This is a genomic window from Flavobacterium chryseum (genome assembly GCF_004362015.1).
GTDB lineage: Bacteria > Bacteroidota > Bacteroidia > Flavobacteriales > Flavobacteriaceae > Flavobacterium.
In genome coordinates this window covers 16,593-37,802 of record NZ_SNWW01000004.1, presented here as the reverse complement: position 1 = coordinate 37,802, position 21,210 = coordinate 16,593, and the positions used below count along the sequence as shown (strand labels likewise).

Sequence of the window (21,210 nt, the reverse complement as noted above, 5' to 3'; positions counted from 1 at the left end):
CTCATAATTTATAATTTATAATTCATAATTAACAATTATAAATCACCATTCATCAGTTCTAAAAGACGAAACCGGCAAACCTCCGGCACTAAAAAGTTCTGCTTTTGCAAAATCTTTCCATAAATAGCGAACTGCAACGGGTTTTGTCACTTTATCAGAAGTTAATACAACTGACTTTCTTCGAACTACAGTTTTCGCCGGATAAAAAACTTTATCTTCTCCTGCAATTTCAAAACCTACAACTTCTTTATCATAAGCTGTAATTCCATTGGCAACATCATCAAAAGAAACCGTAACCGAACCGTCTTTTATTTCCATCGATTTGTATTTTGGACTTTCGAATTCAAAACCTTCAATTCCGTAGGTTTTTGCCAAAGCCTGAAACGCCAATCGGTTTCCTCCTTTTTCTTTATCCATTGGGTGAATGTTATTTTCTTCACCAACATCCATCAAAACCGCCATTCCAGAATTCTGAATTTCCTTTGAAGCTTTCAATTGTGCTTCTCTCAAATAAGCCGAATTGTATTTTTCTAAATAATCTTTTGGATGAAATGACGCATAATTAAACGGAGCAATCTGAGCGAAATAAAAAGGAAAATCGCCTTGTTTCCATAATGTTCTCCAACTGCTTACCATCTTTTTCATCAATGCTGTATATTCCGAAGCTCGTTCATAATTTGATTCTCCCTGATACCAAATGCAACCTTTTATTCCGTAACCAATTACAGGCGAAAGCATTCCGTTAAATAAAGTCGTTGGAACACGATTTGGATCTTTTGCCAATTCTTCTTTTGTAGTTGGAATTTTAGCACTTGCAAAATCTTTCAGCATTTCCTGATTCATCCAGGCTTCCATGCTCGAACCTCCGTATGAAACGTGAATTAACCCAACCGGAACATTTAAAACTTCTTGCAAAAGCGAACCAAAATACCAGGCCGTTGCACTAAAATTTGAAGTCGATTTTGGTGAAGCAACTTCCCATTTTCCTTCAAAATCATTTAATGGTTCTAAAACTGTCGCGCGTGGAATGGTAATTAATCGAATGTTTTTATTGGTTGATCTTACGATTATTTCATTTCCGTTTTTTACGGGTTGACCCTGAAATCCTTTCAAAGGCATTTCCATATTCGATTGTCCGGAACACAACCAAACTTCACCAATCAAAATATTTTTAATGATTACTTTTTCCGTTCCTTCTGTCACTTCAATCGTAAATGGTCCGCCGAATGATGGGGTTTGTAATTGCGTTTTCCATTTTCCGGAATTATCTGCTTTTACTTTATAAGATTTAGAATCCCATGAAGTTTTTATTACAACATTTGAATTCTTCTCTGCCCAACCCCAAATTGGTGCGTTCGATTTTTGCTGCAACATCATATTATCCGAAAACAAAGCCGGTAATTTGATTTTTGCATTGATTTGTGAACTAGCCAAAACCAGGAAAATTGCAATAATATATTCTTTTAAATTTTTCATTTTTTTTTATTTTAATATATCTTTTAACGCCTTAAAACCCATTGTTCCAATCTGATCATCCATCGGATTAAAACCTGACGCTACAATACTAATCGTCCATCGGGTTAAAACCCGACGCTACAATATAAATCGTTCCTCCAGAACTTTACGTCATACACTAGAGCCATAGGCTCGAAACATATTGTAGAGCTGGACTTTAGTCCAGCTTAAATTGCAAAAACATTATTTTTCTTTTACAATCGTAACCGGCCCCAACAATCCGGCTTTCAATAACGGTTCTCCTTCCAATCTAAAAGGTGCTGTTGTCCAGATTAATCGTTCTTCTTTTGGTAATTTTTGATCGCCAATTAATCGGTTTGCCCAGGTATTGGTTATTTTTATTTCTAATGTATTTTTTCCTTTTTTGAGTGCTTCCGAAATATCAACTTTATATGGAAATGTCCAAAGTGTTCCGCAATCTTTTCCATTAATACTTACTTCAGCGATATTTGCAATTGTTCCTAAATCAAGCCAGATTTTATCTGTTGATTTTCCGTTCCAGTTCAACTCTTTTTTATAAATAGTTGTTCCTGAATAATATTTTATCTGATCATTTTCTGATGTACTCCAATCAAAAAGTTTAGTTGTTTTTACCACTTCTTTTGGTCCGCGAAATTCAGGATCAAATTGTAAATTCCAATTTTCATCTAAAGTTTGAACGGTTTCAAATTCAGAACCTTTTTGAAATCCTTTTCCCAAAACCTCTTTTGTTTCTTCTTTAAAAATTACAAAACCAGATTCATTTGCATCTAGAATTATAGAAACAATTGTTCTTCGGTTTTCTATTTTCCAATTTGCTAAAGCTGTGGTTTTATCTGTAACCGGATTGTACCAAACCGGAATTTTTCCGGCAATTCTAAACGATGCTTCAAATTGTCTTTTTGCTGAATTTTGATTGGATATAAAATAAATATCTTCTGTCTCAGACTTGCGATGTGTCCATGCTAAAGTTTGTGAATCAGCTCTGTTTAATTTTGGGAAATAAACATCTTGTTCGATTCCAATTGAAGCAAAATCATTTCCTAGATATGGAAGTTGGATCACCGTTCCTTTTCCAATATTCCATGAAGATGAATTTGAATTATTGTTCCAAATTTCATTCAGAACATTCTGCCATTTTTTATGATCTGCTTCTGATTGAATTCCGGGTTGTAAGTCCGGTTTTTCATTAATAAAAACGGTTGCGCCTTCTTTTATTAATTGTACTATTTTTTCGGCTACACCCAAAGAAATCATTTTATTTGGTGCCATTTTATGACTTCCGGGAAATAATAAAGCACTGTATTTGATGCTATTACTGAAAATCACTTTCCCATATTCTACTTTAGCATTATTTAATAAAACATCAGCATTGAAAGAATCGTATTGATAACCGTTCATAGCGTTTATCCATTGCGATAAATCGGTAGAGTTTTTAGTTGAAGAAACTTCTTTCGGAATTTTTATTGAAGGCTGACCTTCATTTTTCAACCGAATCGCTTCACTTTCTAAACGCTCCTTTCCGAAAACATTTGGAATAAAAGGCACCAAGCGATCCGGAAGCATTGAACGCGATGGTAAATCTTCACCAATAAAAACGGCCAAATCAATTACCGATTTTCCTTTTTGCAATTGAAACTGAACTCTCTGGCAATAATCTACCCAGGCTTTTCCGGGTTTCCACCAAGTTTGATCTTTTTGAAAATAAGATCCAACGCCATCTAATGTCATTCCGGGTTTTCTGTCCGTCCACGGATTATGTACAAAAACGTGATAGAAAAATCGGTTAATCCCGAGAGCATAATTTCTGTCTGCTAAAGTTTTTAGATTTCCCGGATGTTCATTCCAATCCATTTTCAACTCGGTAAAAGCTTCCGCCTGAATAATATCTTTTCCGTAAATATGTCCGCCTGAAATCGCATCTAACATATCATTTGGTTTATCATGTGTTGGACTTTTTAACCAAAATTCACCACTTGGATAATCGACATGTTTGAAATGTAAAAGCCCATCGCTCATCATGGTTGGCGCGACATTTTCGGAACTAAATTTAACTCCTGCTTTCTTAGCTTCATCTGCCATTGTAGCAAAAAAGTTATCAGAAACTAATTCTGCGATTGTTGTTCTTATATCATAAAGAACCTTTTCTGAGGTTTCAATGTCCTTCACAGGAATTCCCGCCATGACTGGCAGATAATCAATAACATCATAACCTCTTCGGGTTTTAAACTCATTTCTAAAAACAGGCGACCAGTTTTGGCTGCCACATTCCCAACTATCAATGTGCAATATTTTGACCACTTTTGAAGCCAGTTCCCCTGCAGTTCTGAGCATTTCTCCAAACCAATGATCGAGTTGAAAACGAATTGCCTCAGGATTAAACTTATCCACTTCTAATCCTCTTCCTGCTCCTGCGGTTGCGTTTTCGTGACCTGTAGAAGTATAACCGAAACGAATGATTCTCCAGTTTCCTTTTGAAGATGCTTTCCAGTTCAGAATTCCTTTTTCATCTACAAACTTCGAAATATTAATCATTTTTGATGGATCAATACAATCGGCTTTACTTATTTGTTCGACAGAAGTTTGCGGACTCAAACGCCAAATTGCTCCTGATTTTCCCTGATAATTATCTATTAAAGGTTCGTTTGATAAAAGTATTTTTGAGACTTTTAATCCCTGATTCCATTTTGCGGGATCCAGATCTTCTGCTCCTGGTTCTGTTCCTTCAGGATCGTAAACAAATCTGAAATATTTGGCTTTTGTCGGGATAATACTGTGTGTATAAAAAGCATCTGTATCCTGCCAACCGAGTCTTGGCGTTGTTAACCGACCCAGATTTTTAAAGTTTTTACCATCATCGCTTACCTCAACAATTAAGCGATGCGCCTGAAAGTTATTTCCTTTGGTTTCTATTTGAATGGATTTGCATAAAAACGGCTGATCAAACTCGTATTGAACCCAGCCTTTTTCTTTTAATCTAAATTGATCGTCTTTCTTTGTATCACTCAAAAATGAAGCATCAAAATCAGCAATTGTCGAAGTAATTTTTGGACGATTTTGATTTGATGTTGTATATATTTCCTTTACCGGAATGGCGAAAGTTGCAATATCTTTATAATACTCTTTGTAATGATTTGGCGTTGGCAATTGCACATTCTTGAATCTGTTTCCGTTTACCGAAATATCTGCCCAAACTACTTTTTGCATTGACATTTCCGGCGTTATCCAAGGCCCGCCTGCAACGGCAAAACCATCGGCGGGATGAAATGCGATTTTCACACCTAAACGATCTGCTTCTGTCAAAGCCCATTTTACTAAACTCCAGAATTCCGGACTCAATTGCAAAACCGGAGGATTCATTAATGGAGGATTTGCCGGACCTTTTATGGTCATTAAATAGGCGCCTCCAATTCCTGCTTGTTTCATTACTTCTAAATCGGCTGTGATGCCTTCTTTAGAATACGCACTTTGCATCCAATACCAATATACCCAAGGTCTTGAGGATTCGATTGTGGGTTGAAAAGTTGTTTTTTCTTTTTCATGGCTTTCCTGTGCGGAAAGGAATCCCACAAAGAGTAGCAATACAGTCGAAAGTCGGAAAGCCGAAAGTCGAAAGTCAATTCTAAAAAGAAAAAATTGTTTTTTTTGAAACATTATTTTTGTTTTTTATTGATTGGCGTTAAACCTGACACGCCTTATTTTATTCATTTGCATTGTCATTTCGAGGAACGAGAAATCACACTAGAAACTAACACACAGTACGTCGCTCTCTGGATGTGATCTCTCCTTCGTCGAGATGACAAAATCATAACTTTTAGTTTTTCTGCGTAAACCAATAATATTAAAACTTAAACTTTTTCAAGCTTTCTTCCAAGCCATTTTTTGATGCTTCGAAAGGAACTAAATAAAAACTATATTGATAATCTCCTGATTTAATTTGATATTTTTCTAAAGGCTGCGCCACTGCTGTCCAACTGTCGTTTCCTCCTACGCCCATCTGGATTAAATCAATATTGATTGTTAAAAATCCTGGATCTTTCAAATCGAAAGTATGTTTGGCTGCGCTTAAATTCTCTTGTGTATACGGCCACGCACTCATGCTCAAATTTTTCTCTTCTTTAAAAACTAACAAACCTTTATTTTTCTGTGGCGTTGTAAAAGCCATCCATCGTACTTCGGTTCTATTGGCATTTTCCTGCGGTTTTACATAATGCTCCAGAAAATCATTTATTGGCAACGAATATTTCCCTACGAATGAACCGAAACTTCTGTCGATATAGTTTTCTAATTCTCCTTTTCCGTACCATGAAATTTGATCAAATTTTCTTTGAACTCCCATTTGCATTCCGATTTTTGGAATGTTTGGTAATTTGTTTGTGGCTTTTAGATTGTAATCGACTTTAATAACTCCGTTTTTATTGATGTTATAAACTACACTTACATTTGCACTGTCTTTTATAACTTCATAATCACTTGTAATTGTTATTCCATCAATTGATGAAGCTAATTTTGTATTTACCAATTTTGGTTTTGCCTGATACCATGGTTTTAAAACCTTATGCGATTTCCAACCTCTTTTGTCATTGTCTGTTAACGGCCTAACAAAATTAGGAAGCAACGGAGCAAAAACTTGTTCTTCGTCATTGAAAACATACGAACTCAAAGCTCCGTTTATTTTGCTGATATTGATATCAAAAGTTTTTCCTTTTATTTTAAAGTCTGAATCTGTTTCAGTTGCTTTTACCTCAACATTGCTTTTCTTTTCAAAATCAAAAGAAGTATCTGCTTTTTTTAATAGAAACTGATCTTCCGCGACAGCGTAACCTTTTGTTTCCCAAGGTTTGTCTGTTGAAAGTTGAAATTCGATATTCAGAAAATATTCAGCATCCTTTTTTAGTTTTGGCAAATATTGTTTGACATCTAAAATTGTAGATTGTCCGGCTTCAAGATTGAAAGGTTTTAATATTTGCGTTTTAATGACATTTCCATTTTCTAATATTTTCAAAACCGGAATATAATCTGCTAAAGATTTAACCGCCTGACGATTTTTAATTTCTAATTGAAAACCGTCTTTTAAAATACTTGTGGTTGGCTGATAAATCCATTTGTTTTCATAAATTGAGCCTTTTGGTTTTCCGTTAGAATCGACAATTCCTTTTGTATTGAAATTTCCGTCATGGTATTTTTCTCCAAAATCTCCTCCGTGAGCAAAAAATTCATGACCCGTTGCAGGATCTTTTTTAACTAAACCCTGATCTTTAAATTCCCAAATGCAACCGCCAATAACTCTTGGAAGCGAACGGAATTCATCCCATAATTCTTTTAAATTTCCAACCGAATTTCCCATTGCATGAGAATATTCTACAAAAATAATTGGTCTTGTATCTTTCTTTTGATCGACTAAAAATTTAGGGGTAAAAACGCCCGGATAAAAACGGCTCACCATATCAACATAAGGTTCATCTTGCGGATTTTCAAATCGATATGCGTGATCGATTGTTTTTGGATATCTTGGATCTAGCGGATCAATGTAACCGTCTAACCTCGGATTTCCCTGCGCAGGTTCGTAATGTACGGGGCGTGTAATATCAAAATCATGAACCCAACCCGACATTGCGGCGTGATTTGGACCTTTTCCGCCTTCGTTACCCAAACTCCAAAAAACAACTGATGGATGATTTTTATCGCGTTCAACCATTCTGGTCATGCGCTCTAAATAAGCGTTTGTCCATTTTGGATCGTTACTTAATTTTCCGCCAATTCCATGTGTTTCCTGATTGGCTTCGTCCATTACCATTATTCCGTATTGATCGCACAAATCATAGAAATACGGATCGTTTGGATAATGGCTTGTTCTTATAAAATTGAAGTTGAACTTTTTAATGGTTGTAATATCTTCTTTGATATCTTCTCGAGTTACGGCTTTTCCTCTTGTTGGATGTTGATCGTGACGGTTTACGCCATATACATACGTTTCTTTTCCGTTGATGAGCATTTTCCCGTTCTCTTTAGAAAATTCGATGGATCGAAAACCAACTTTACAGCTTTTAGCTTCTGTAATATTTCCATTTGCATCTTTGATTGACATTACCAAAGTGTACAAATTCGGTTCTTCTGAACTCCACTTTTTGGGATTACTGATGTTTTCTTTGAACATTCCAAAACGAACATTATCCAGACGCGGATAACTTTCGTTAATCATATCGATAACAGGTTTTTGAAGCGGCTCTTTGAATAATGCGACATTATTGGCATCGTATAATTGCGCCTGAAACGTATAATCTTTTATTTTTTCTCCCGTCAGATTTTCTACTTTCGGACGTAATTGAAAAGAAGCATTTTTATATTCCTTGTCTAATTTTGTTTGATAAAAGAAATCCTGAATTCTTAATTTTGGCTCGGCCATAATGAAAACTTCACGCTGAATTCCGCTTACGCGCCAATGATCCTGATCTTCAAGATAGGAACCGTCTGTCCAGCGAATTACCTGAACCGAAACTACATTTTCGCCTTCTTTTAAATACGGCGTAATATCAAATTCTGAAGGCAGACAGCTATCTTCTCCGTATCCTAAAAATTCTCCGTTAAGCCAAACCTGAAAACCGGAACTTACACCTCCAAAATGCAGTGTTACGGTCATGTCTTTCCAATTTTCCGGAACAGTAAAACTGCGCTGATACGACCCAACTCCGTTATAATCTTTAGGAATATAAGGCGGATTTATTGGTCGAAACGGATAAACGGCACTTTTGTAAATGGGAATATCATAGCCTTTTAATTCCCAGTTGGATGGCACTTCAATTTTATTCCAATTTGCTACTTTTTCTTTATAGAAATCTTTTGACGCTTCTTTTAGGTTTGACGCATATTTAAAATCCCAATCTCCGGTTAGCATTTTAAGTCGGCTTTTTGTTCTGTCGCCTTTTAGGGCATCTTCTACATTAGTGTACGAATATGCTGTTGCTCTCGATGGTTGTCTGTTTATACTTGTAACGGTTGGATCTTCCCACGGTGCAAATTCATACTTTTTATGTAACTCAGGAATTCCTGCAGGTTCGCCGGTAACGGATTGTGCGTGTGTGTATGATGTGAGTAGTAAAATGTAAAATGCGAATACTAATTGCAGGATCGAAAATCGAAACCTAGTAAAGTGATTTATTTGAATTGGCTTAAACATTAATTCTTAATTTTTTAGTTTTTTGTCATTCCGACGAAGGAGGAATCACACTAGAAATTCCGTAACTGTAATCGACAATCTTTGTGGCTACGAGTGTGATTTCTCGTTCCTCGAAATGACAAACTTTGTCTTATTATCTTAATTCTATATACTTAATTCTTCTTAACCTTTTCGGGCGGCGCAACAAAATTCGTTTCGCTTTTGCCTAAATCTTTAGAGGTTGCCACTGCAATTCCCCTTTGTTCTGCTTTATTTACTGCACAATAAAAGTGATACACTACTCCATTGTGTTTTACTACGAAAGATTTATGCGCAAACAAATCGTCATAATGTTCAGATGATTTGATTAAATCTTCGCCCTTCCAATCTGTCCAGTGAATTAAATCGTTTGAAACCGCAAATCGATTAAATGCTCCGGGTTTCCAGAAAGCACCAAAATAAAACATTACCCAGGTGTTATTAATTCTTTGAATATATGGATCACCGGTAATTCCTTTATGATTGTTCAATAACGGATTTTTACCATAACGTTTCCAGTTTTTCATATCGTCAGAAACGGCCATTCCAATTCTTTCTGCGCCGCGTGCAGGTTTCAAGCTATCACCGCGAGCGTTGTAATACATGATAAAATTGTGCCCGGTTTGTTTTTCTGTGTCTCTGATAACCGTGTTTTTGTACATTGTGCTATTGTCCCACCAACTTACATCAGCATCCTTTGGAGTGAGAACTGGCTTTTCTAAACGTTCAAATTCGTGTGCTTTTGTTGGAGATTCTTTTATATAAGCCATTCCGATTGACAAAACTCCGGCTTCGTAACCTTTGCTGTCTCCGCCAAAATAACTCATCCAATATTTGTCATCGTATTTTTCCCATTCGTAGCTTCCTCCCCACGTTGGATCTTGTAATGAAATATATCCTGCTTTTTGATTGACATCCCAATGTTGTTCGTTTTCTGAGAAAGACATTACTTTTCCTAAATGTTTCCAATGTAATAAATCGTCACTTTCTGCCAGCCAGGTTTCGTAGCCTCTTCCTCCATAAATTAAATACGTCATAAACCATTTACCGTCTTTTCTAAATACGCTCGGGCAATCCATTGTGTATGAGTTGTCTGTGGGAACCATGACTAAACCATATTTATAAGGTGTTTTTACTTCGTTGTAAATTTCCTGCATTACGGTTTCGTTGATTTCTCTTTTTTTGTATTTAGTTGCACAGCTGGTTATGAAAAGCGATGCGATAGCTATTACTAGATAGTTGATTTTCATTTTCTTATATAATTATAGCGGGGCTATTATTTTAATTTTTCACGCAGATTTAAAAAGATTTAGGCAGATTGATGCAGATTTTTACAATTTAATAATCCGCCAAAATCTGCTTTAATCTGCCAGATCTGCGTGAAACTTTTATTTCAAAGCTTCTAAACGCGATTCCATTACGTCTTTGTTTAATTTTACTTTTACAATTCCCATTGGGTGAAATCTTTTTTTAAGGTCGATGGCGGCATATACAATTGTGTAAATGTCATTTCCTTCGGGGATTAAACAAAGCGGCGTTCTCATAATGTCCCACCATTTATTGACTTTTGTTTCTATGGGAAGATATCTAGCTTCGCCCCAATTTTTACCATCTTTTGATAATGAATATGCCATCATATTTGGTAAATGATGTCCCCAACCGTCCGGACCTCCATCAAAAATGGCAATATATAAACCGTTTGGCAACTGGCTCACAATTGGGTTTTCTACAAAATACGGATGCATTGTTTTAATCGGATTGCTGCCATCTTTTATTCTTGACCACGGACCTTCTAAACTATTTGATTCGGCTAAGCCAACGAACCAGCCTTTTCCTGATTTCTTTGGATAATCTACCCATGAATTAAACGGATATGCTCCGCTGTAAAAACCAAAGTATTTATCGCCAACTTTATATGGGAAAAAGGATGCAACTCCTTGTCTTCCTTCCCACGGTTCAGAATCTAAACCCGGTTCAATAATGATTCCCATATCTTTATACGGACCACCAATTCCATCGATTCCATCGACGGTTGATTCGCAACGCCAGATTCTTCCGAAAGAATGGTTTGGTTCTATTGTTTTACTGACTGTGTAAGCCAAATAATAGCCGTACCATTTGTTTTCCTTTTCGTTAAAAACCGGCATATATGACCAAATTGCGGCGCGGCGATCATTCATTGGGTTATCGTCTTCGGTTATAGCGTACGTTCCACTGGCCTGATAAATAGTTGATTCTCTTTTCCAGTGAATCGCATCTTTACTAGTCCAATGTCCAATTCTGGTTTTTACACGGTCGTAATAATAATCAACTCCTTTTTCTCCGGCTCTTTCGGTTGGAAACATATGATAGGTATGGCCAACTTTTACTACGCGACCGCCTTCAAAACCTCCCTGAATTCCTTCTGTTCCAGGCATTCCTTCATCGACAACGGCTTTGTTTTCTCCACCAATAATTTCGAAAAGTGGTTTTTCATCTGAAAATCCTTCAACGATAAAAGTCGGATTCCAAAGTTTTCCATCTGGAAGTGCTGCGTTTCTGAATTCTAATTTTTGACTGCTTTTTACAACTCCTAATATTGCAAATAATCCTTTTCCGAAATTTATAGATTGAGTTCCTTTTGAATAAGAAACTGCATAAACATTTACTGGCGGTAAACCTGTAATTGTCAATCCGTTTTCTAAAATTAATTTTGCATTTTGAATAGTATTCGATTGAAGATACTCCGGATTATTTTCCTGGAAAATTCCAATTAATACCTGAACATTTTCTTTGAATTTTAATTTTAATGGTGTATTTGAACCGTTTTTATAACTTTCTAAAGGAAGTTCAATTCCTGTTAGTCCTTCCAATTCCGGAGCAAGCCTGACAATATTGTGTTTGCTTCCACAAAACACGTGAGCGTATTGCGATGTTTTGAATGTTTTGTAATTTGATTTTACAACTTCAAATGATGCTGGTTTCCATGCGGTGGATTGTGCTGTTGCTTGAATGCAACATGCCAGCACAAACAAAATGGCTGTTTTTAATTTGAAGTTGTATTTTCTATTTTTTGAAAACATTGATTTTTATTTTTTGAGTTTTTTTGTCATTCCGACGGAGGAGGAATCACACTAGAAATTCCGCAACTATAATCGACAATGTAGAATTACTTGCGAAGATTTCTCCTCGGTCGAAATGACAAAACTTACGTTACAATCTTTCCGGTTACGAGTGTGATTTCTCGTTCCTCGAAATGACAAAACTGGACGTTATAAACTATGCGTTAATCACTAAAAACTAATCACTAGGAACTAAGGACTAATTACTAAAATTAAATCGCTTTATAACTTACTTTATATTCCACATTAGGCTTAATAATCAATTGATATTTATTTTTAGACAATTCTGTAATCGTTCCTGAATTCGTTTTTGGTTTTCCTGAACTTTCAAAAACCAATTTTCCTTCGCCTTCAGCTGCTTTTACTTTGATTTCTTTCGTGCTGCAATACAATGAAACCTCGCCGTTTGGAGTTGGAACTTTTCCTTCCATCCATTGTAATCCACCTAAATTGGGTTTGATTTCGTATTCAGCATAACCTGGAGCAGTTGGTTTTACACCCAAATAATATTTTCCTAATAAATAAATTGGACTAGAACCCCAAGCATGGCACAGGCTTTTTCCATAAGGGCGTCCGTACATCGCTAAATGCTCTGTTCCTTTTTTGGTTGGATTGTATTCTTCCCAAAATGATGTTGCTCCTTCTTTTAACATTCCGCCCCAATATTCTTTCATTTCTTTCAATACATAATCTTGTTCACCCATCGCACACAACGCTTCCAACTCGTAAAAACGCATGTAGGGTGTTGTAATTTGAAGGATATTATCATTGAGCAGCACCTTCTTTTTTATACTTTGTTTTTGTTCTTCATTAAAATAATTGAAAAAAATACCGAACATATTAGCGTATCTGGTTACAATATCCTGCATTTTACCGTCTATACGCTGGTGCTTCATCACGTTTTCTTTCTTATCCCAAAACACATCAAATAATTTTGTTTTTAAATCATCAGCTAATTTTTGATACTGTTTTTGGTCATCCTTTTCACCTGCAATTTCAGCACTAACTGCCATGGCTTCTAAACTTCTCGCTAAAAGCATTTGCTCAAAACTAACCTCGCCGGTTTTTGGTAATCCGTTCGCCCAATCAATAAAAACCCAATCGCCTTCTAATGGTTCCAGGAATCCGTTTTTGTTTCTTCTTTCTAAACAGAATTCCATAAGTGATTTCATTCGTGGATAAAAAGTTTTGATGAATTTCGTATCGCCCGTATGTAAATAGTAATCGTAAACACCCACAAACCAATAGAGCGAATAATCCATTATGATATTAATATGAGCTGTCACAGGTTCTTTTCCGCGAAGCGCTAAGAGCGTTCGTTCTACAGAAGCGGAATCAAAGAATAAATAATAATTCATTAAATAACTTTGATAAGCGTCGCCAGACCAAACCCAACGATCGCGTTTAATACCGTCAATAAAAAATTCGCGGGATGTTAAATGCATCGTATAAGCCGAAACATCCCATATTTTATTTAATTGTTCGTCTGAAGATTTGAATGCTCCACGATAATCTAACGGTAAATATTCATAAAGCATCGAAATAGAATCATATTTTACAGATGCATCTGCTTGTACCTGAACATAGCGAAATGCTTTGGATCCATCGTGTGTGTAGGTTTCAGGCTGGTTTCCATCAAAAGAAAGATGGTCTAGTGTTTCGCATCTGGCAGAATCGAGCGCTTCCTCACGAGATTCACCATAATAAAGTGCTAGTTTTCCTTTTCCTTTTAAACCGTGAATTTTAATATAACCAAAAGTTTCTTTACCAAAATCTACCAACGCACCAGCTCCAATTTTTTCTGATTTCGCTGCGTTCAAAGGTTTGGTGGTAAGTTTAAACTCAGAAGGCTTATTCTTTGGAGAATAAAAATTCCACGAACCAACAGGTACCCATGGTGTGCCTGATTGTTGTGCTTTTCCAGCTTCATCAATCCAAAGTTTATCTTCATTGGTTACCTTCCAGGATGGATCAGACTTTATATACTTGCCATCAATATAAATAGCCGGCAACACTTCCTGATTATATACTTTAAATGAAATTTTGTGTTTCCCAGCAGGAATTTTTAATGATTTTGGCTGTCCGTAAATTTGAACACCATCTAAAAGCAATTGAAAAGATCCTTCCGAGTAGATTTTTAACTCGTCTGGTTCCGGAATATCTACTTCTGTTTGAAAAGTTACTAAGGCATAAGGACTGTAATATTGCCAAAGCGGTGGAAATACTGCTTCGCGTTCTGTACGTCTTACCTGCATTTTATTGCTTAACCAAACTTCAAAATCTCCCGGATACCAAATCCATGTTGCTTCTTTCGTTTTTTCTTGGGCAAATAGGAAAGCAGAAAAAAATAAAGCACTAAAGACAATGAAGATCTTAAAAATGGAAAAGCGGTTTAGCATAGTTAGTTTATTTTGGGACTAAAGATAAGTGTTATTTTTACATTTCACAACCTGTTCTGTCCTGTTTAACATACATCATTTAACTATTTACTTATAGTCACGATAATTTTAATCACTTTTTTTTATACTATTCATTAAATTTTAGTTGATTTTTATTCAAAAATACAATCGCCTGTCAGATTAATCATTCAGTTCATCTTAAAGTTATACAACAAAAAAATGCCTCAAGAATCTTGAGGCATTTTAAAATTTAATCAAAAAAAATTTAATTCAAATTACTAGAATTATTATGTACTTGTTTTTCTTCATTAGTCATTTCCTGAAAAACTACATCATCATTGCATGTTGCTATATAATCCTGATCTGTGATTAGTTTTTGCTTTCCTTCTTTTGTTAAGAAGTTCGGCATAACTGATTTTTCAATTACCTTATATTTTTTTCCTTTTAAATCTGTTAATTCTTCATTAGAGAAATAAAAAATATTGAATTTAAAATCACGATTTTTTTCATAATTAATTACATCATCCATAACTCCGATTGGGGATTGCGGATAAATAGTTTGGTTTAATTTTACAAATAATAAAGTGGGATCTAGTCCAATATATGAAGCATTTGTTCCGTCAGCATGCTCTACTATAATTTTTGTTCTATACACTGTTGTTGCTGTTTGATCTGTAGTGTTAGCTGCAAATTTTACAATGTCTACTACAGTTACTTTTCGCATGCCATAGATGGTATCTTTTGTCTTTGAATAAGCAAGATAATTTTTCCAGATATCAGTTTTTATATTAAAACGTCCTGATTCGTAAATTGTTACTTTTTTATCTTTTTTGAATGGAAGAACATACGTTATGGCCTCATCGACTTTGGGCTGTATTGTTCCTTTTTGATAACTATAGTTATAGGAACAAAAAATTTCTGTTCGATTATCAGCGGGAAATAATTTAAACAGTGTTCCTGAATCGGCCGTTAAATTAAAATTATGAATTGCGCTTAGTGAGGCACTTCCCTCTACATTTTCTACATTTTCTAACTCAACTTTAAGGAAATAGCTGCCAACCGCATTTTTTATATAATTAAAATCTACGCTGTTGTCCTGATTTTTAACTTTGGTAACATATATTTCCTGGTTCTGCGAAACAGCTTTATCTACTTTAAATAAAAGAAGAAGTACAAAAACTAATAGTAAACTTTTTGACATAATTAAATTTTTATAGTTGTAATATATGAATGAATAGTATTACAAATATAAGATATATTCTACGAAAATGAAATATTCTAATAGATTATATCTTACAAAAATTTAATTCGGTGTTTTTAATTAAAATTAAATATCAGATATAGAATTGCGATCGTGATTCCTAATAACCCAAATAGAATTTTAACTCGCTTGCTTGTTGAGGGAACATTAGTCTCACTAACAAAAGTAGTTTCCGGATTTTTATCTGCCAATGAAATAACAATCGCTGACACTAATAAAGTCGCAAAAATGTAAAATGAGATTAATAAAAAGTGTGGCCAAACGGGATATTTATCTGCAGGGAAAATCCATAGATATAAAACTCCAACAAATAAGCTAAAGGCAGAACCCCATGATAAAGTGGCATTTACTGCTTTCTTCGTAGTACGTTTCCAGAAAATACTCAACAGAAAAACTACAGATAAAGATGGCGCCAAAAAACCTAAAACGGCCTGAAAAATATTGAATAAATTTTGCCCTTTTATATTATCAATCGCAACGGCAATAAGAATGGCGAACAAACATCCGACGGCAATTGTAATTCGGCCAATTTTAATTTGTTCCTTGATAGATGCCGAAGGATTTATTTTTTTGACATAAATATCATTGGTAAAAACGGTACTTAATGCATTTAATGATGAACCAATAGTCCCGACCAAAACGGCAATCATAACACAGATTACCAATCCGTTCATTCCGCTTGGAAATAAATTGGTTACCATTGTCATGTAAGCTAAATCAGAATTTTTGCCTAATTCGGGATATAAAACGTAACATAGAATTCCCGGTAAAATAAACAAGGGTAAAGCCAAAACTTTTAGCCAACCGATAAAATTAACTCCAAGTTGTCCCTGCTCCAGATTTTTTGCTCCCAAAACACTCTGAACCATCGATTGATCTGTACAGAAAAAAGCAACGGCCGCCACAGGATATCCTAATAATATTGCCGGCCACGGATAATGTGCATCGTTTGCAGGCTGAACTAAATTCCAGAAATTTGCAGGCGTTTTTGCAATTAATGCGTTTATACCACCCACTTTTTCTAATCCTAAATAAGATAATGTTAGTGAAACCACAATCAGTAAAATCATTTGAAAAACATTCACTTTTGCAATGGCTTTCAATCCTCCGGCAAAAGTAAATATTCCTGAAAAAATGACTAAAACGGTAACACTTTGCCACATCGGAATTCCTAAAATCTGACGTACTAAAATTCCGCCACTGAATAATCCTAATGACAACCAACTTACTAAAATTTTCACCAAAGCGTACCAGGCTAAAATATTTTGTGTACTGTCGCCATAGCGTTTTCCCATATATTCCGGCATTGTGCTTACTTTGCTGGCGATATATCTGGGTGCAAAAACCATTGCCAAAAGCAATAGAAATACAAAAGCGTACCATTCGAAATTTCCGGCTACAATTCCGGTTGCGTAACCAATACTCGCAAAGGCCAATAATGATGAAGGCCCAACATTTGTTCCCCACATATTAAAACCAATGCTATACCATTTTAGTGAGTTTCCGGCCAGAAAAAGCGTTTCGTTTTTCTTGCTTTGTTTTACGCTTACTACATAGCCAATTATTAATAAAGCGGCCAAATAAACCCCAACAATTATAAAATCTAAGGTCGTTAACTTATCGTAAATGCTGTTCATAATCCGTATTCGTTAAGAACATCAGCTATTTTTACTGGCATTCCGATTTGTAAAGATTTATCCATCGCTTGTAATAATGCTACGGTTCCAATGCCTTCTTTCATGTCAGGATAAGCAACAAAATTCTGTTCTATACTGTCTACGAAATATTCCAGATAATTTTGATATTCGCCTGCGTGATGACTTTGTCCTTCGAAACGGAAATAATGTTTTAAGGTTGAATCTCCCCAGGTTATTACTTTTTCTTCTCCCGTTTTGTCTGTAACAGCGTATCGCAATTCATGATAATCGGCCTGGCTTGCGCCTTCAGTCGCTCTCAAAATCGTACTCATTCCGCTATCACGTTGTGCTGGTTGTGTTGGCGAAGTATAAACGCCGCTAACTCTGGCAATTCTTCCGTCGGTTGCTTTGAATATAAAGTGCATCGTATCTTCGTTTTTTAATCCGGCGACGCTTCCGTTGCTGCTGATCATTCCGTAACCCATTACTTCCTGAATATTCGGCAAATACCATCTGATAAAATCTACAGGGTGGCTTAAACCTCCGTAAAGCCATTTAAAAGATTGCAGTAATGACCATTCTTTTTCTAAAAACCATCTGTGATCGGCGTGATAATGTGCTTCGATTGTAATTAAATCACCTATTAAACCTGCTTCAAAATCGGTACGTTGTCTTTTTGCGGGCTCAAAAAATCTTGAACTCTGACCTATAAAAACTTTCTTTCCGGTTTTCTCGCTCAAGGCTAATAATTCCTTTGCATCCGAAAGATTATCGATAAATGGTTTTGTACAAACGACATGTTTGCCATGCAACAAAGCTTGTTTAACATGATCAGCATGCAGATGATCTGGTGTGTAAATGGCTATGATATCTATTGCCTCATCATTTAATAAGTCAGCGTAGTTTGTTGTATACAAATGGAAATCAAATTCTTTTGCTCTTTGTTTACACAATTCCTCATTTCTGTCGCATACTTTTACGAGTTCTAATTTCGAACTTTTTAAAGCTGCCGACATCGTGCTTCTTCCTTCTCCGAGTCCTAAAATGGCGATTTTTAACATGAGTATATTATTTTAGATTTTTGAGTTTAGATTTTAGATTATTTCTAAAATCTTCTTTGAGGTTAGTTTTGTTTTTTCACGCAGATTAAGCAGATCGGGGAGATTTTCCTTCTTCTTGATTCTCCTGTACATTCTTTCTTCTTGACTCTTTTTTTCTATTTCTTCTCTTCTACATTCACTTTATTAAGGAAAATCCAGGTTTCGTCTGGTTTTGAGCCTTCGATTCCGGTTTGATATTTTTTCATTAAGGCATTCCAATCGTCTACGCGCGGATTGTTTTCGGTTGTTTTTGGATTTAGTTTATCCAGATTTTCTCCTTTTGGAATGCTGATAATCAACATTAATTGTTTTTCATTTTTGAAAACCTGCAATTGCTGAAAATCGGCATTGCAGAATCCTTTTGCGATTTCAGGCCATTTTTCAAATTGTGTCGTGTGATAATCTACATATTCTTTTTGCAGTTTCGGATCGTCAACTAAATTGGCTGTCAAAACAACATTTTCCCAGTCTGATGCCGGTTTTGAATCTTTACATCTTTCAAAATTTTGGAAATCATAAATTGGATTTTCGTAAATTTTTATTTGTGCCGATGGATAAGCCAAAGCCAATTTCTTTTTTGTTCTTTCCGGCTGATTCATTTTTCCGTAAATCACTAAATGATTTTTCCATTGGTGCAATGATTCGCCTACAATTCTAAAACCTTTTATAGTCGATTTAATTTTTTCGATATCAAAATTTGAACCGATCAATTCTATTGCAACCGATTTTGGTAATTCTTGTAAACCCCAGTTTTTGTCAATTACAACTTCTTTTGTTAAGTCGGTGTAAGGCTCTCTGATTCCGGCAGCATCTTTAATTTTTGTGCTTACATACGGATTATTATCCTCCCAAATATTCCCTTCCGGACCGTTGTTGTTTTTTAAGATTTTCTCAGTCGCAATCCAGTTGTTTTTGATTGTAAAACCCTGACTTCCTTCATCGGTGTACAAATACAACCACAAAAACGGATCGTGTGCGTACGGACTGTTATACACTTTATCAATATAATTTTCTTCTATTCGGCTATTTGGTTGTGATGAAAGTGTGTAAATTCCGGAAACATCATTAAGATGCTTTGCGTAATGGTGAATTTTATTCGCCACTATTTTATTGTTTTCCATCACGTTTTTGGTATGTGTCCAGCCCCAGCCCATCGAGATTCCGCTGTACGCAACATCCGAAATTTCATTATGTTCGATCGTAAGATTTTTTACAAAACCAACGGCAATTCCTAAGCATCCCCAATCTTCATTGGCAACATTGGTAATTAAATTGTCTGCAATTACTTCATCTGAACAAATTTCTCTTTCGTCTTTAATCACTAATGGCAAATGAGCTTCAAAAGCTTCTTCAGAGAAAACACCAACACTAATGGCATTTCCGCCAATGTCCTTAAATAAGTTTCCTTTGATTGTATTGTGATTTGTTCCTTTATTTAAATCTAAACCTGTTGAAGATAAATGTTCGAAACGACACCATTCTAACTGAATATTATTTGAATAATTGACTTCAACAGCTGCGCGTGGTCTCCCCACCCAACCTTGGTTTTCCAGATTCGCCTGATTTGGAGTTCCGGGAATTGCTAGTTTATAAGCATCTAATAAATACATTCCGGCCTGCAACGGAACGTGACCTTGTTGCGAAGGACGAAGCCAATTGCTGTATTGAAATGAGATTCCTTTAAAATTAAAATGATGAACCGGAGAATCAATTGTTCCTTTTATCTCGACTAAATTTTCGAGAACAGGAACTGTTACTTTTGCCGAATTTAAATCTTCTCCTTCTCTTGGAATGTAATAGATTTTGGCATTTTTTTTATCTAAAAACCATTCGCCGGGTTCATTCAGCATGGAGATTCCGTTGTTTAGAAAGAATGCAGAATTTCCGTTATTCTTTGAAATCCATGGCGCCGGCCAAGGATGTTCGCTTTGAATGCGGCTTTCGGGCTGTTCAAAAGAAAGTCTCGCCCTGTCTTTTTGAACTTCAATATTTTTAATTCGAAGATTTGCAGTCGACCACCATTGTATGATGAACATTTCCATTCCGGGTTCGTACTTTATGGATTTATCTTTAAAAGGAATCCAACACGTTTCAGTTGCTGCATCCCAGGAAAGAATTCGGTCCATTTGATTTCCGGCAGTGCTTTTGGCTCTAACAGCTTTTTTTCCGTTGACCCATAATTGTCTGTAATTGATAATTTCACCTGCTTTTTGAGGGGCATCGGCAACCCAGACATTTGCTTTTTTTAGACCATTTATTGATGTTGCTTTTTTCCAGTTTTTTATTTCTAATCCGCCGCTTAAAATTGGTTTTGCATTTATATCGGCTTCAATAGTTGTCGGACTTTCTGGAGTACCTGAATCTTCGGGTCTTATGAATAATGGCTCGTTTAAATAATAGGTTCCGTTTGCTACAATTATATGAATACCATCTTTTATGGAAGGATCTTTTAGACGTCGCAATTCTCTGGCTTTTCTTACTGCCATTTGTACGGTTGCTAAAGGACTTGATTTTGTTCCCGAATTTTTATCATTCCCATTCGGTGAAACCCAAATTTCTCCCGCAGTTGCTGAAAATACGGAACAGGTGATCAAAAAAGCTATAAATATTTTATAGAGAATAGGTAGACGCATTTTGTTTTTTAATTTTATAATGCTTAAAATTCGAATTTATATTCTCAAATTTAGCACTTTATATAATTATTTGGCACCAATTTAAATGAACCAGAAAACATAAGTATCCTGTACCTTCCTGAAACATGTTAAATAAGTGTGTATTTTACACATTATATGGTTTTTATCGCAAAGAACGCAAAGATTTTTATCTAGGAATGACTTCTAAAACACAAAGTTCGCAAAGCTAAGTCAATACAAAGCTTTGCGAACTTTGTATTTTCATAAAAGCTAAGAGTAAAAAACTTAGCGTTCTTTGCGGTAAAAGTAATTAGCATGTATTTTATAAAAAAATAACGTCCGACAATGCCGGACGCTAGATCACAAAAAACCACTTTTGCTTAAACAAAC

10 protein-coding genes are annotated in these 21,210 nt (G+C 35.6%); all 10 read right to left on the bottom strand.

Features of this window, described 5'->3' with window-relative positions:
* Positions 1–42: 42 nt before the first annotated feature.
* Positions 43–1,476: a sialate O-acetylesterase gene (locus EV143_RS09090; protein ID WP_133507653.1), complete on the bottom strand. Its 1,434-nt coding sequence runs from the start codon at positions 1,474–1,476 to the stop codon at positions 43–45.
* 222 nt (positions 1,477–1,698) lie between these two features.
* Complete coding sequence (locus tag EV143_RS09085; protein ID WP_133507652.1) at positions 1,699–5,148, bottom strand: glycosyl hydrolase; 3,450 nt, start codon at positions 5,146–5,148, stop codon at positions 1,699–1,701.
* A gap of 187 nt (positions 5,149–5,335) precedes the next feature.
* Complete coding sequence (locus tag EV143_RS09080; RefSeq protein ID WP_133507651.1) at positions 5,336–8,671, bottom strand: glycoside hydrolase family 2 TIM barrel-domain containing protein; 3,336 nt, start codon at positions 8,669–8,671, stop codon at positions 5,336–5,338.
* A 152-nt stretch (positions 8,672–8,823) separates the two neighbouring features.
* Positions 8,824–9,939, bottom strand: a complete 1,116-nt coding sequence (locus tag EV143_RS09075) for a glycoside hydrolase family protein (RefSeq protein WP_133507650.1) — start codon at positions 9,937–9,939, stop codon at positions 8,824–8,826.
* Positions 9,940–10,077: 138 nt separating this feature from the next.
* Positions 10,078–11,751, bottom strand: coding sequence for a glycoside hydrolase family protein (locus EV143_RS09070; protein ID WP_133507649.1), 1,674 nt, complete (start codon positions 11,749–11,751; stop codon positions 10,078–10,080).
* A gap of 251 nt (positions 11,752–12,002) precedes the next feature.
* Positions 12,003–14,189: an alpha-L-rhamnosidase-related protein gene (locus EV143_RS09065; protein WP_133507648.1), complete on the bottom strand. Its 2,187-nt coding sequence runs from the start codon at positions 14,187–14,189 to the stop codon at positions 12,003–12,005.
* A gap of 265 nt (positions 14,190–14,454) precedes the next feature.
* Positions 14,455–15,390: a hypothetical protein gene (locus tag EV143_RS09060; protein WP_133507647.1), complete on the bottom strand. Its 936-nt coding sequence runs from the start codon at positions 15,388–15,390 to the stop codon at positions 14,455–14,457.
* 116 nt (positions 15,391–15,506) lie between these two features.
* On the bottom strand, positions 15,507–17,087 hold the full coding sequence (locus EV143_RS09055) for a sodium:solute symporter (RefSeq protein ID WP_133507646.1): 1,581 nt from the start codon (positions 17,085–17,087) through the stop codon (positions 15,507–15,509).
* Entirely contained in the window at positions 17,084–18,148 is a 1,065-nt protein-coding gene (locus tag EV143_RS09050) for a Gfo/Idh/MocA family protein (protein ID WP_133507645.1), read from the bottom strand. Before EV143_RS09050 ends, EV143_RS09055 begins: the two co-directional genes overlap by 4 nt.
* Before the next feature lie 155 nt (positions 18,149–18,303).
* Positions 18,304–20,820 (bottom strand): L-rhamnose mutarotase, encoded by a 2,517-nt coding sequence (locus EV143_RS09045; protein ID WP_133507644.1) that lies wholly within the window; start codon positions 20,818–20,820, stop codon positions 18,304–18,306.
* Positions 20,821–21,210: the final 390 nt, after the last annotated feature.